The organism is Paraburkholderia tropica (assembly GCF_014171495.1).
GTDB lineage: Bacteria > Pseudomonadota > Gammaproteobacteria > Burkholderiales > Burkholderiaceae > Paraburkholderia > Paraburkholderia tropica.
In genome coordinates this window covers 1470875-1484315 of sequence record NZ_CP049135.1, presented here as the reverse complement: position 1 = coordinate 1484315, position 13441 = coordinate 1470875, and the positions used below count along the sequence as shown (strand labels likewise).

At 66.4% G+C, this 13441-nt stretch carries 12 protein-coding genes; 1 reads left to right on the top strand and 11 read right to left on the bottom strand.

Going from position 1 to position 13441, the window contains the following annotated elements; genetic code table 11:
- Nucleotides 1–79: 79 nt before the first annotated feature.
- The 10 genes from G5S35_RS21465 to G5S35_RS21420 all read right to left on the bottom strand — a co-directional run bounded on the left by G5S35_RS21465 (nt 80) and on the right by G5S35_RS21420 (nt 10748).
- Complete coding sequence (locus G5S35_RS21465; RefSeq protein ID WP_124260670.1) at nt 80–592, bottom strand: HPP family protein; 513 nt, start codon at nt 590–592, stop codon at nt 80–82.
- Nucleotides 593–598: 6 nt separating this feature from the next.
- Nucleotides 599–1801, bottom strand: a complete 1203-nt coding sequence (locus G5S35_RS21460) for an NAD-dependent formate dehydrogenase (RefSeq protein ID WP_183038976.1) — start codon at nt 1799–1801, stop codon at nt 599–601.
- 156 nt (nt 1802–1957) lie between these two features.
- Nucleotides 1958–2902, bottom strand: a complete 945-nt coding sequence (locus tag G5S35_RS21455) for a LysR family transcriptional regulator (protein WP_176079737.1) — start codon at nt 2900–2902, stop codon at nt 1958–1960.
- Between the two features lie 259 nt (nt 2903–3161).
- Entirely contained in the window at nt 3162–3749 is a 588-nt protein-coding gene (locus G5S35_RS21450) for a BPSL1445 family SYLF domain-containing lipoprotein (protein WP_065064326.1), read from the bottom strand.
- A 210-nt stretch (nt 3750–3959) separates the two neighbouring features.
- Nucleotides 3960–4922 (bottom strand): DUF2950 domain-containing protein, encoded by a 963-nt coding sequence (locus G5S35_RS21445; protein ID WP_065064328.1) that lies wholly within the window; start codon nt 4920–4922, stop codon nt 3960–3962.
- A gap of 20 nt (nt 4923–4942) precedes the next feature.
- The gene (locus G5S35_RS21440; protein WP_183038975.1) at nt 4943–6400 is read right to left on the bottom strand and encodes a DUF3300 domain-containing protein; all 1458 of its coding nucleotides are present in this window, start codon (nt 6398–6400) and stop codon (nt 4943–4945) included.
- 289 nt (nt 6401–6689) lie between these two features.
- Nucleotides 6690–8048, bottom strand: coding sequence for a TAXI family TRAP transporter solute-binding subunit (locus G5S35_RS21435; protein ID WP_065064332.1), 1359 nt, complete (start codon nt 8046–8048; stop codon nt 6690–6692).
- Nucleotides 8049–8209: 161 nt separating this feature from the next.
- Nucleotides 8210–8641, bottom strand: coding sequence for a MarR family winged helix-turn-helix transcriptional regulator (locus tag G5S35_RS21430; protein ID WP_065064334.1), 432 nt, complete (start codon nt 8639–8641; stop codon nt 8210–8212).
- Nucleotides 8642–8769: 128 nt separating this feature from the next.
- On the bottom strand, nt 8770–10002 hold the full coding sequence (locus G5S35_RS21425; protein WP_183038974.1) for a thiolase family protein: 1233 nt from the start codon (nt 10000–10002) through the stop codon (nt 8770–8772).
- A gap of 209 nt (nt 10003–10211) precedes the next feature.
- Nucleotides 10212–10748 (bottom strand): carboxymuconolactone decarboxylase family protein, encoded by a 537-nt coding sequence (locus tag G5S35_RS21420; RefSeq protein WP_065064337.1) that lies wholly within the window; start codon nt 10746–10748, stop codon nt 10212–10214.
- Between the two features lie 159 nt (nt 10749–10907).
- On the opposite strand from G5S35_RS21420, the gene G5S35_RS21415 reads away from it, so the two are divergent.
- Nucleotides 10908–11876, top strand: coding sequence for an AraC family transcriptional regulator (locus G5S35_RS21415; protein WP_237181393.1), 969 nt, complete (start codon nt 10908–10910; stop codon nt 11874–11876).
- A gap of 40 nt (nt 11877–11916) precedes the next feature.
- Here the strand turns inward: G5S35_RS21415 and G5S35_RS21410 are convergent, their stop codons facing one another.
- Nucleotides 11917–13392 (bottom strand): efflux transporter outer membrane subunit, encoded by a 1476-nt coding sequence (locus G5S35_RS21410; RefSeq protein WP_183038973.1) that lies wholly within the window; start codon nt 13390–13392, stop codon nt 11917–11919.
- Nucleotides 13393–13441 lie beyond the last annotated feature (49 nt).

Sequence of the window (13441 nt, the reverse complement as noted above, 5' to 3'; positions counted from 1 at the left end):
AATGAAATGCAGACGCGCCGGAATTCGATTCGCTGACCCGGCGCGTCTGCATACCAACCCGCACGATCCCCTTCGCCAATCATTTCGGCCGATGCGGCCACGCTCCCCGCTTGACGACCGACCAGTAAATCCAGCCGATCAGCACCAGCGCGACGGCGCCCAACATGGTTGGGAGTACCAGGAAAGACCAGCCTGGCTGCGCGGCGAAGATAATCACCGGATTGCTGCCCGCAGGCGGATGCACCGTGCGCGTCAGCATCATCAGCATCAGTGCGGATGCGGCCGCAATCGCCATCGGCATATAGCCGGGACCGAACAGATGCAAGCAGACGAGTCCCGTTAGCGAGGTCAGCACATGGCCGCCGATGATGTTTCTCGGTTGCGAAAACGGGCTGGCCGGAAAACCGAACAGCAACACGCAGGTGGCCCCGAATGAACCGAGAATCCACGGTTCCGAGGTCTCTTGCGCCATTACGCCCACGAGAGCCAATCCAACGAACGCGCCCAGGCCGGCGAGCAGAATACCGCCGGCCTGGGTGCGCCACGTCGAGGCTTCGTTAGCGCTTGCGGAAGCGGCGGACGGAGTCGTCATAAGCGATCAGGCCGCCTTGAAGCGGGCGGCTTCTTCCGAACCCTTCGTCGCGTTGCCCGCGCTGTATGAATGCGCGCCCACGCCGGCGAGTTTGCCGCCTTGCACGATCAGATACTCGTCGCGAATCGGACGGCCCTCGAAATAGCATTCGAGGATTTCGCGCGTGCCCGCCGCATAACGCGCCTGCGCGGACAGGCTCGTGCCGGAGATGTGAGGCGTCATGCCCTGATGCGGCATGCTGCGCCACGGATGATCCGCGGGCGCGGGCTGCGGGAACCAGACGTCGCCGCCATAGCCCGCGAGTTGACCGCTTTTCAGCGCATCGACAATCGCGTCGCGATCGCAGAGCTTGCCGCGCGCCGTGTTGATCAGATACGCGCCGCGCTTGAAATTTTTGAGCGTTTGCGCATTGATCATGTGTTCGGTTTCGGGATGTAGCGGGCAATTCAGCGTGACAACATCGCACACGCGCGTCAGGCTTTCGAGGCTCGTGTGATGCGTGAGATTCAGTTCCTTTTCCACCGACTCCGGCAAACGGTGGCGATCGAGATAATGCAGCTTCATGTCGAACGGCTTGAGCAGACGCAGCACGCGCAAACCGATGCGGCCCGCCGCCACCGTGCCCACGTGCATGCCCTCGATGTCGTACGAGCGCTCGACGCAATCGGCAATATTCCAGCCGCCGCTATTGGCCCAGTTATGCGAGGGCATGTAATTGCGCACGAGCGCCAGCGTCGTCATCACCACATGCTCGGCGACGCTATTGCTGTTGCAGTACGTGACTTCCGCCACCGTGATGCCGCGATCCATCGCGGCCTGCAGATCGGTGTGATCGGAGCCGATGCCCGCGGTCACGATCATCTTGAGTTTCGGCGCCTTCGCGATGCGCTCGGCCGTCATGTACGCGGGCCAGAACGGTTGCGAGATCACGATCTCGGCGTCGTGCAGTTCGCGGTCGAGCACGCTGTCCGCGCCGTCCTTGCTCGATGTCACCACGAGTTGATGATCCTTCGATTCCAGATATTTTCGCAGGCCCAGTTCACCCGATACGCAACCGAGCAAATGACCCGGCGTGACGTCGATGGCGCGCGGCGTCGGCGTGGTTTGTCCGTCGGGATAACGCGTGATTTCGGGAATCGTGTCGCGCGCGTACTGCTTCGGCATACCGTTGACCGGATCGTCATAAAGCACACAAACAATTTTAGCCACGATGTTGTCTCCACTCTAATGGACGGGAATCCGGCGGCTCTGGGCGCCGCCGGTTGTACGACCGCGCTGCATGCGATCGATCGACGGACAGAGTGTCGACGAGAAGCTCGATGGCGATCCAATTCTTTCGACGTATGAACTGATAAACGCGACTTATCAAACGGCGGGCAACGCTTCTCGCGGTGCGTGTGGCCGCGCTATGAAAGCGTCGAAACGCGTTTGCATGTCGAGGTGTTTCGCGGCCTTCCACAAGGCCGCAACGAGTGGCGGACGCGACGGCAGATCGCGCGCGATCAGACCGATCTCGCGCGTGAGTTCGGGTTCGAGCGGCGTCACGGCATCGCGCCGCGTGCTGTCCATCACGCTCAGCACGCTATGCGGCAGCACCGTGTGCAAACCGGCGTGCTGCACATTCGACATCAGCGTGAGCAGCGAATCGGCTTCGAGCACGACTTTCGGTTGAACGCCCGCGCGGCGAAACGCAGCGTTGATCACCTGCCGGTTCTGCATTGAGGAATCCAGAAGACCGAATTGCAGATCGCCGAGCGCGTCCCAGCGACGCGCGCCCGAGCACGAGCTCTCGCCCGCGCCGGACGGCGAAACCAGCACGTAGCGTTCGCGATACAGCGAATGCACTTCGAAACCGGCCTGGGTGTGATCGTCGAGATAGGTGAAGCCGATGTCGAGTTCGTAGTCGTCGAGCTGGCGCAAGATGGCGTCCGAACTCAGCGAGCGCACCGCGAAACTCAGCTTGGGATGCGCCGCGCGGCACGTTGAGATGAGCATGCTCACGACCGGCATCGTCGTGGGAATCACGCCGATTCTGACCGTGCCGGTCAGCAGGTTCGACGCGGACACGTCCTGGCGCATGTGATCGAGCGCGGCGATGGTTTGGCGCGCCCAGCCGAGCACGCGTTCGCCCTCCTCGGTGAGGCCGAGAAAGCGGCGCCCGCGGCGTACGATCACGAGCCCGAGTTCGTTTTCGAGGCTGCGTATCGCCGACGACAGCGCCGGCTGCGTGACGTTGCATAGCTCGGCGGCGCGCGCGAAGTGCTGCTCGCGGGCCAGCGTCACCAGGTAGTTGAGTTGCCGGATGAACATCGCCTGTCTCCCGATCCGGTGGGCGCCGCGCATCTTTTTTCATGACGCGTCCGCGACGTTCCGCCCGTTATGTCCGCTGATATATTACGCTAACTTTGTACGTCATCGCAGCGTGTTCCTCTGCCGGCGTCGTAGAGAGGGGAAATATCGACAGAATCGGGCGTGTAAAAAAGAAAGGGCAAGACGTTTCGTCTTGCCCTTTCTACATCGAGTGACACCGGCCCGGCGGCCGGCGCGGTCATGGATCGCCTGGGTCAGCTCAGATCTTCAGACGCGAGACCTTGGTGCCCGCGAGCGAGACGTCGGCCATCAGACCGGCGTTGGTCATCACGAACACTTCGACCGGATGGGTCGCCGTGTTGGTGTCGACCGCGCCGTTCGCGCCGATCGTCACGAGCGCGACCGAGGCGTCGGCGCCTGCGGCCCAGCCGTCGGTTGCGCGGAATTTCTCGAGCGACTCCTGCGTCATGAACGCAAAGATGATGGCCTTCGACTGCGCACCCGCCTGCAGGCCGAACGAGCCCGACACCGTGCTGTAGTAGCCCGAGGTCGAGCCGCCCACGCGCAGCGCGCCTTCGCCGTACTGCGCGCCGACGATGAAGCCGGCCTGCAGCACCGACGGGAACACCAGCACGCCGCGCGACTTGGCGATCAGTTCGCGCGAGCCCGGTACCGTCGAGTACAGCTTGGTCATGGCGTTGTCGACGCTCGCGTCGATCGACTGGCGCTTCGACATATCAGTCGCCGCGTTCGAGTTGTTCGTACCCGTAGTCGTACAGCCCGCGAGCGCGAAACCGCCGGTGGCGAGCGCCGCGGCCGCCGAAAGCATGAAGTTGCGTCGTTGCATGTCGTTATCTCCACACGAATAAGAATTTGCGCAGTGGTACAGCAATCCGCGTGCCCGACGTCTGACGGGCGCCACGCCTGTCCTGTCCGCAGGCGCAAGCAGGGCGACGCTCGCGCGCCGCACCCCGCTCGGCAACGATTCTGCCCGATTTATCGTGACCGGGCGTTGAAGGCCGACACGCGCGCCCTCGCCGCCCGCCCGCTCAGCCGCTCAAGGCGTCGCGGGCTGCCACGACGGATCGGGATCGAAAGCCTTCAGCGACGCCGCCACGCGCGCCCCATTCGGCCCAAGATTCTTCTGATACAGCTTGCCGTCCTGATCGACGATAAAGCTCATTACCCCGGTCTTGCCGTACTGCGCGGGCCACGCCACCAGCGCGAAGCCGCCCGTCAGTTCGCCGTTCTCCACGTAATTGCGCGCGCCGCCGCTCGCATGCGCGCCCTGCGCCGTGAGGATGCGGAAGTGATAGCCGTGATAGCCCTCCTGCGGCGTGATCTTCGCGTTGTGCGGCATGGTTTCGGCAAGCGGGCCGAGCGGGCTTTCGGTATCGCCGGGACCGGCCGGCCAGTAAAGGCCGTCGTGCGTGCCGGGCGTGCTCACGAAGCGCTGCGCGTAGTGCTGCGTGAGACCTTTGTAGTCGTTCTGGGCGTCGACGTAGGCGAGCGCCGTGAGCATCGCCGAGCGCTCGTTGCGGCCGATGCGGCGAGTGAGCACTTCACTCGCGCCTTCGCGCGGATCGAAGCGCCAGCCGCCCGCGCCCTGCACGATCGGGATCGGCAAGGTCCAGCCGCTGTCGCCCACGGCCAGATGCGCGCTGGCCTTGCCCGCAACCGGCGGCGAGTCGGGCACGATCTCGTGGCCCTTGGACCAGGCGCCGAGGAAGTCGTCGATGTCCTCGCGGCCAATGTTCTGCGTGGGAATGAACTGCTGGAAGTCGCTGCCGAGCACGTGCTTCATCGCGTCGTGGTCGTTGGTGGCGAGCGCGTTCGTGAACGCCTCGGCCGCAGCGTCGGGTGTGGGATAGACGGCCTGCGCGAATGCAGCGGGTGCGGCGCCCAGCGCGAACGCGAGCGCGGCGGCAGCCGACACCCCGGCGCGTATCCACCCGCAGGAGCGGGGCTGCGCGCGGCGCGGCGCGCCTTGCGGCAAACGGCGTGCTTGATTGCGGATCATCGCGAGTCTCCTGTCGGGGTTCAACGGTTGCGGCCAAAGTGGCGTTGGCCGCCACCGCCTGCGCCGACCCGGCCGCCACCACCGCCGCCGCCGCCGAACGAGGGACGCGCGCCGCCGCCCGCCTGAGCGCCTCCGAAGCCCCCGCCGCCGCGGTTCTGCAGCGCCTGGCGGCTTTGCTGACCGCGCTGCGAATCGGCGCGCGCCGCGCCGCCGTCGCCCGCGCCGCGCAACGCGTTGTCGCGATTCGCGTTTTGCGCGCGATTGCCGATCTCGTTCTGACGATTCGCGTTCTGCGCCCGATTGGCGGCGTTGTTCTGCGTGCCGCCCTGGCCACCGATGCGTCCGCCTTGCGCACCCTCGCCGCGATTGCTGCGATTGTCGCGATTGTCGCGATTGTTCAGCGCGTTGGCCCCGCCGTTCGGCCCGTTCCCGCCCGGCCGGTTCGCGCCGTTCGCGCCAGGCCGGTTGCCGCCCTGCTGAATGTCGTGCAAACGCTCGCTCGCATTGCCGCCCATGTTCTGCCCGGTGCGGTTCTGCAAGGTCTGCATGGCCTGCGAACGCGACTGGTCGTAGCCGCGGAAATTATTGCGCTGGCCATTCATATTCGCGTTGTTGAAATTCTGGTTGCGGCGCTCGACGTTGGTGTTGCGATTCCAGTTCGCCGTGCTGGTGTTGGCGTTGATGCGGTTATTGACGTTAATGTTGTTGTAGCGATTGACGTTGATATTCACGTCGTGGGTGCCCCAGCCGAAGCCGCCCCACAACGAATTCGCCACCGCCACGCCCGCGCCGAACGCGAGCCCGCTCACGAAACCGGTGGCGAGCGCGTAACCCGGAGGCGGCGGCATGTAGACGGGCGGATACGCCGGATACGGCCACGCGCCGTACACCACCGTGGGGTTATAGGTCGGCACGTAGACCACCTGAGGATTCGCCGGCTCGATGATGATCGTCTGCGTGCTGCTGCTCGGCGCCTGCTGCACGACCACCTTCTGCTGCTCGTTCGATTTGAGGTTGCCCGCCTTCTGCGCCTGCGTGCGCAGACGCTGCACCGAATCCATCACATCATTGGGCTGCGCGAGAAACGCATTGCCGATCTGCGCGACCCAGTCGGGCTTCGACTCCATCGTCGCCAGCACCTGCGGAAACGCGACCAGCGACTGCACGCTCGGGTCCCACGGCTGCGAGGCCACGGCTTTCACGGCGTCGTCGCCCTGCAGTTTCGGGTTGGCCTTCGACCACGCGGCCGCCGCCTGCACGTCCTGCGCAAACGTGGCGGCCATCAGCACCTGCGCGAGCAGCGCGTCCGGATAAAGCGCGATGGGCGCCGTGAGCGAATCGAGTTGCTGGCTCGACAGGTGCGCGGCATTTTGCGCGAGCGCGGAACGCGGCCCGGACGGGCCAATGAAGAGCGGTGCGGCCGCGAGCGCGGCGCACAGGAGCCAGGCAGCACGCTGGCGTACACCGGACGAGTTCACGTAACGGTCCTCCTGATTGCTGATGGGCGCGATGGTGTGTGTTCTGATGCGCTCTGCAAAGTGCGACGCGTGCGAAGTGCGTCAAGAACATGAAGCACGCGACGTACTGTTATATAGCGCACTTGTGCATATCCCTGCGCGCAAAACGTACCCGCCAAAATACGAGCCGCGCAGCCGCGGTGTCAACCGCGCAGCCGCGAAAGCGCAGCGTTTCAGGAGACGCATCAATGAAGCGCGCAAATGCGCGGAACGCAACAATGCGCAGGACATCGAAGCGCGCCTCGCCGGATCAGTGCTCCGCGTTGGCCGTGCGGCGCTCGGTCGGCGCGAGATGCATGCGCACGAAGCCGATGTGCTCGCGCAGCACGTAGAACGCATCCGCATACGCAAGCGGCATGCGCAGCGTATTGAGCGAACGTTCGATCTCGTCGAGTTCGTCGATCAGCGCATGGCGTTCCTCTTCGTTGGTGTGCTTGAGCGCGTCGCGCTCGATGGCGATCAGCGCGCCGTAATAGCGATAGATGCGCGAACGCACGCGCCAGCGGTACAGCGCCGGAATCGCACGCAGCGCCGGAAACACCAGCACCGCGAGCGGCAACAGCAGCACGAGCAGCCGATCGGTCACGCTCGCGAGCCAGAACGGCAGGTTGCGATAGAGAAAACTCTTGCCCGACTTGTAGTAACGCGTGGCGTCTTCGCTGATGCGGAAATCGTGCGCCACCGGGCTCGGAAATTCGCCGGAGCGCTGCAGCAGCCCCGGCACGCCGTTCACTTCGCTCGCGGCCTCGATCAGCAGATCGGAGATGGCCGGATGCAGCGTGTCGCGCGCGACGATCTCCACGGTCGGCCCGATCAGATGCACGGTCTGCGGCGGCACGCGGCGGCGCAGATCGAGCACGCCGGTCGGCAGGTCGATGGCCTCCAGATACGGAAAAAGCCGCGTATATGCCGACGATTCCTCGAAGCTCATCACCGAAATGCCGGGAATGTTCAGCAGGCGCAGCATCAGCGTGCGCGTGGTGGAATCGCCGCTCAGCATGGCGGCGTCGACGCGGTTCGAGACCAGCGCCGTGGCCGCCTCCATGCCGTCGAGCGGCAGGAAGGTGGCGTCGCCGCCCGGGTCCATGCCGTTCGCATCGAGCAGCTTGAGCGACAGTTCGCGCGTGCCGCTCCCCACGCGGCCGATGGCGATGCGCTTGCCGTCGAGATCGGAAAGCTGCGTGAGTCCGGAGCCGCGATAGAACACCACGATCGGCAGATATGCCACGCTGCCAAGCGACATCAGCGAGCGCGTGTCCTGGCCGTCGGCCACGCCGCCCTGCACGAACGCGAGATCGACTTTCGATTTGGGATCGAGCAGACGCTGGAGATTCTGCACCGAGCCGTCCGATTCGAGGATCTTCAGCTTCACGCCGTTGCGCGCGAGGACCGTGCGATACGCCTCGGCCATCTGCATGAACGAGCTGTCGCGCGGACCGGCGCTGAGGGTGATGGCGCGCGGCGGCGCCGGATCGACGAGCCACACGACCAGGCCGATCACGACGATGCAGAATAGCGCGACCGGCAGCGTGGAGAGCGCGATGTCGCGCCACGCCGGATGCGACGGGTCACGCATGAAATGCGGCAAAGGTGGACGGTGGCGTCTCATGAGAACCCGGCGGCGATGCGTCGATCTCTGGAAGCCCCATCATGCCATTTTCGCGCCGGATCGGGACGCAGGGGGATACTCGGGGATGCCCGTGCTGGCGAGTGGTTGCGAGGCTGCCCGCGCGCTGAAAGCTACGTAAGCGCGCGCCTACGCACAACGCATCACGCCGCCGCTTTGGTGAGCGCGAACAGTTCGGCGCGCAGCGCCTTCGCGCGATCGCGCTTCATATGCTTTTCGAATTCCGCCTGGGCGTCCTGCCAGAGCGCGTGCGCCTTGTCGTAGCGGCGCAAGCCGCTCGCGGAGAGCCGGTAGACGAGCGTGCGCGTATCGTGCTCGGCGGCGGCCGTGAGCACGAGGCCGTCGCGCTGCAGCGGCTTGAGCGCGCGCACGAGCGTGGTGCGGTCCATCACGAGGTCGTCGGAAAGTTCGGCGGCGGTGGCGTCGGGGCGGCCCGCGAGGCGCGAGAGAATGGTGAACTGCGCGGCCGTCACGCCCGCCTGCGCGAGATGGCGCTCATAGAGCTGCGTGACGAAGCGCGCCGCCTGCCGCAGTGCAAAACAGTTGCATTCCTCGCGCGTCACTCGCTTCGTCATTGCCGGTCACCTTCTCGTGCTTCGTTCGCCATCACGTGAATCTCGTGAATTTCGTGGATCTGGAGCGCGCGCGCCGTTTCGTCGATCACGTCGATCACGTCGATCACGCCGATGCGCGCGCCCGGCCATCATACTTTCTCGAGCGCGAGCGCGATACCCTGGCCGCCGCCGATGCACAGCGTCACGACGCCCCGGCGCACGCCGTCGCGCTGCATCGACCAGGCCAGACGCGTGGTCAGAATCGCACCCGTCGCGCCGATCGGATGACCGTGCGCAATCGCCCCGCCTTCCACGTTGACGATGTCGTCGGGAATGCCCAGTTGCTTGATGACCGCGAGCGGCACCGCCGCGAAGGCCTCGTTGATCTCGAAGCGCTCGACGTCGCCGAGCGACCAGCCCGCACGCCGCAGCGCGAGCTGCACGGCGGGCACCGGGCCGAGGCCGAACAGACCCGGCTCGACCGCCGCCACGCCCCACGCCACGAGCCGCACCATCGGCGCGAGACCGTGCGCCTCGGCGAAACCGCGCTCGGCCACCAGCATCGCCGACGCCGCGCTGTTCAGTCCCGGCGCGTTGCCCGCCGTGATCGTGCCGTCGGGGCGGAACGCGGGCTTGAGCTTCGCAAGCACCTCGAAGGTGGTGTCGGGGCGCGGCGCTTCGTCGGTGTCGAAACGCTCCACGCCTTTCTTGCCCTTCAATTCCACGGCGACGATCTCCTCCTTGAGACGCCCCGCCGCCTGCGCCGCCGCGAAACGCTGCTGCGAACGCGCGGCCCAGCGGTCCTGCTCGTCGCGCGTGAGTTGCGCCTGCGTCACGAGGTCTTCGGTGTGCCAGCCCGAATGCTCGCCCGAAAACGCATCGACAAGACCGTCGCGCAGCATGCTGTCGTGGATCTGCGCGTTGCCCATGCGATAGCCCCAACGTCCGCCGTCGAGCAGATAGGGCGCGCGGTCCATGTTCTCCATGCCGCCCGCGAGCGCGACATCGGCGAGACCGAGCAGCACTTCCTGCGCGGCGCTCGCCACCGCCTGCGCGCCCGAGCCGCACACGCGGTTCACGGTGAGCGCGGGCACCTGCACGGGCACGCCGCCGCCCAGTTCCGCCTGGCGCGCGGGATTCATCTTGTTGCCCGCCTGGATCACGTTGCCGAGCACGACCGAGCACAGCAGCGCGGGATCGAGCTTCGCGCGCGCGAGCGTTTCGCGCACCGCGATCGCGCCCAGTTCGGTGGCGGGCACGCCCTTGAGCGCGCCGTTGTACGCGCCGATCGCCGTGCGCACGGGATGGCACAGCACGATCTCGCGCGCGGCGTTCGCGCCCGTATTGAGGGGGGAATTCGGGGTGGAATTCGACAGGCTCATCGTGTTCTCTCCAGAGTCATTCGATGGAACAGCATGGACACTCACAATCGCTGCATGCACCGTTTCATTCTATGTATGCATATGCACACATCCAAGGCGTTTCCTCGAATCGATACTCATGATTCGTGGCACGTTTTATGTCGGCGGCGCACGTGGCCTGTCGCCGGGTTCGACGCCCTCGCCTCGCGGCGAAAGGCGCGTGAACCCGCTTACGCGACGGCCGGAAAATCGAGCGTCGTATCGTTGATGCGGTTCACGAGGTTCGTGAACGTGATCGACGCAATCGCCAGCGCAATCTCCACGATCTGGCGCTCGGTATAGCCCGCGGCGCGAATCGCCTGCACCTCGGCTTCCGCGACCGTGCCGCGCGTTTGCACGAGCAGACGCACGAAGTGGACGAGCGCGTCGCGCTTCGCGTCGCCGCTGGCGTCGCCCGCGCGGATCTGCTTCATCGTCTCCGGCGCGAGGCCCGCGAACTTGCCCGCCAGCGTGTGCGCGGCGAGACAGTAATCGCAGCCCGCCACTTCGCTCACGGCGAGTTTCACGGCTTCGATATCGGGCTTCGACAACGCGCCGCCCGCGAGCACGGCTTCCACGCCGAGTATCGAGGCAAGCGCTTCCGGGCTGTGCGTGCCGATGGTCGCGTAGGCGTTCGGCACCTTGCCGACGGCCTTGCGGATCTTCGCGAAAACGTCGGCGGCGACGCCGGTGGCTTCTTCGGGCTTGATGGAGGAAAGACGGGACATGATCGACTCCTGGTTCGTTGAATTCGCTGCATTCGTGGATCAAGCGCGCCGCGCGGAAGTGCGACGGCATCGCGTTTCTGCTGCACCGCCATCGTCGATGGCATGACGCCAGTCTAGGTGCGCACGCCGACGCTTTTAATGCCAGAATGACGCGAATTCATGCTCGATCGTCTCACCGCCCTTCCACCCATACCGCCGCTCATGGACATCCTCAGCCGCTTGCTCTCGCTCATGCCCGTCGCGGGCCGACTCGACGTGCGCTGCCACTTCGGCGCGCCGTGGCGTATCGACGAGCCCGGTGCGGGCCCGCGCGAGATCCGCTATCACGTGCTGATCGCGGGCTCGGCCATCGTCGAGGACGCGCACGGCACGCCCACCGCGCTGCATGCGGGCGACATCGTGCTGTTCCCGGCGGGCGGCGCGCACGTGCTGCACGACGGCAGCGGCGAAGCGCCCTCGGCGGTCGAAAAACGTGTGGAAAACGGCCTCGAAGTGGCGACCAACCAGACCGACGCGCACCGCACCGACGTGCTCTGCGGCCGCTTCCTGCTGCCCGCCGTGCCGCAACGGCTGCTGCGCGAGAACCTGCCGGGCCGCCTCGTCGTGCACAGCGCGCCCGCGGGCGGCCATGCGCCCGAGCGGCTCGTGCGCCTGATCGCGCTGCTGCGCGACGAGGCGCTCGAAGCGGGGCCGGGCAGCGATTCGCTCGTCAACCATCTCTCGGGCGCGCTGTTCGCGCTCACGCTGCGCTACGCGAGCGGCACCGACGCGCCGCCGCGCGGCCTGCTCGCGCTGGCCCGGCAACCGCGTCTGCAACCGGCGATCGACGCCATGTTCGAGACGCCGGGCCGCCCGTGGACGCTGCCCGATCTCGCCGCGCTCTGCCACATGTCGCGCGCGACCTTCGCGCGTCATTTCGATGAAGCGATCGGACGCTCGGCCGCCGACGTGCTCACCGACATCCGCATGACGCTCGCGGGCCGTCTGCTCGCGCAGGGCAATCAGCCGGTGGCGGAGATCGGCGAATTCGTCGGCTATCAATCCGATGCCGCGTTCCAGCGCGGTTTCAAGCGCCACGTGGGCATGACGCCCGCGCAATGGCGCGCCGCCGCGCGCGCCGAAGCCTGAACGCGCGGACGCCGACTGAGCCAACGACTCATCCAGCGACTCAGCCGCCGCGCGCCGCGACCGGCGACGATGCGACCACCTCGCCGCTTTCGCTCCAGCCGCCGCCGAGCGAGCGGTACAACGCGACCGCCGCGAGCGCGCGCTCGCGCTGCGCGTCGTTGAGCAGATCGGCATCGGCGAGCCAGGTTTGCTGCGCGCTCAGCACATCGAGAAAATCCGTCGCGCCGCCTTTGTAAAGCTGATTCGCGAGCTTGAGCGATTGCGCCGAAGCCGTCACGGCGTCGTGCAACTGCTGCGTCTGCGCGGCCGTGCTCACGAGGTCGGTGCGGCTGTCCTCCACTTCGCGCAACGCCTGCAACATCGTCTGCTGCAAATTCAGCTGCGATTCGCGCATGCGGCTTTCGCTCTGCGCGATATCGGCGCTGATGCGGCCCGCGTTGAAGATCGGGCTCGTCGCGCTCAGCGCCGCGCTGAAGAGGTTGTCGGTGAGCGTCGGCAGCCCGAGATACGAAGCCGCGAGCACGCCATCCGCGAGATTGAGCGAGAACTTCGGATACCGCTCCGCGCGCGCCACGCCCACTTCCGCCGCGCGCTGCTCGACCGTCGCGTAAGCGGCCTGCACGTCGGGGCGACGCAGCAGCGCTTCGGAAGGCAGCAGTTGCGGCACGCTCGCGGGCGCGGCCGGAATCGGCGCGGGCGTCGCGAGCGCGAGTTGCGCGACGGCTTCCGGCGTGCGGCCCGTGTACACCGCAAGCAGATTCAGTTGATGATCGATGCTCGCCTGCGCGCGCGGAATCCGCGCCTGCAGTTCGCTCAACTGCGTTTGCGCACGCGTGACGTCGAGTTGCGTGGACAGCCCGTATTTCAGGCGATCCTGCGTGAGCTGCAAGGTGCGCTGACGTATCCCGACGTTGTCCTGAAGAATCTTCAGTTCCGCCTGCGCCCAGCGCAGATCGACATACGCGGACGCCGTATCCGCCGCCAGCGCGAGACGCACGGCGTCGAGCGCGTGTTGCTGACCGACGAGATTCGCCTGCGCCGCCAGCAGATCGAGCCGCTCGCCGCCGAACACATCGGGCGACCAGCTCAGCGCGAGGCCCGCGCCCGCCTGCTTCACATAACCGAGCGGCGGCGGCGTGTTCTGCCGCGCATACGCACCCTGCGCCGTGAAGTCGAGTTGCGGCAGCAGCGCCGCGTGCTTTTGCGTCGTGATCGATTGCGCCTGCTTCACGCGCTCGGCGGCGGCCTGCAAGTCGAGATTGCCGCCCAGCACCGTGGCGAGCAGCGCGTCGAGCGTCGGGTCGTCGAATTGCGCCCACCAGGCGCGGGCGTCGATGGCGTCCTGCGGGGCGTCGATGCGCCACGCGGCGGGCGCGGTGTCGTGCACCGTCGCGGGCAGATCGGCGTGTTGCGCGGGCTGCACGGCGCAGGCCGCGAGCGCGGCGAGCGCGAGTGCCGAAAGCGTCGACCGCGCAAGACGGATCGGCTTCAGAGGAGAAAGCGTCGAACGTGACATGGTGAACCTCGGAGATTCAATGCAAACTTCGGTGCGAACTTGATTGCGG

Coding starts and splice junctions, on each gene's coding strand:
- G5S35_RS21450 (WP_065064326.1), bottom strand. CDS start 3,749: ATGCAACGACGCAACTTCATGCTTTCGGCGGCCGCGGCGCTCGCCACC.
- G5S35_RS21465 (WP_124260670.1), bottom strand. CDS start 592: ATGACGACTCCGTCCGCCGCTTCCGCAAGCGCTAACGAAGCCTCGACG.
- G5S35_RS21435 (WP_065064332.1), bottom strand. CDS start 8,048: ATGAGACGCCACCGTCCACCTTTGCCGCATTTCATGCGTGACCCGTCG.
- G5S35_RS21410 (WP_183038973.1), bottom strand. CDS start 13,392: ATGTCACGTTCGACGCTTTCTCCTCTGAAGCCGATCCGTCTTGCGCGG.
- G5S35_RS21455 (WP_176079737.1), bottom strand. CDS start 2,902: ATGTTCATCCGGCAACTCAACTACCTGGTGACGCTGGCCCGCGAGCAG.
- G5S35_RS21445 (WP_065064328.1), bottom strand. CDS start 4,922: ATGATCCGCAATCAAGCACGCCGTTTGCCGCAAGGCGCGCCGCGCCGC.
- G5S35_RS21420 (WP_065064337.1), bottom strand. CDS start 10,748: ATGTCCCGTCTTTCCTCCATCAAGCCCGAAGAAGCCACCGGCGTCGCC.
- G5S35_RS21415 (WP_237181393.1), top strand. CDS start 10,908: ATGCTCGATCGTCTCACCGCCCTTCCACCCATACCGCCGCTCATGGAC.
- G5S35_RS21425 (WP_183038974.1), bottom strand. CDS start 10,002: ATGAGCCTGTCGAATTCCACCCCGAATTCCCCCCTCAATACGGGCGCG.
- G5S35_RS21430 (WP_065064334.1), bottom strand. CDS start 8,641: ATGACGAAGCGAGTGACGCGCGAGGAATGCAACTGTTTTGCACTGCGG.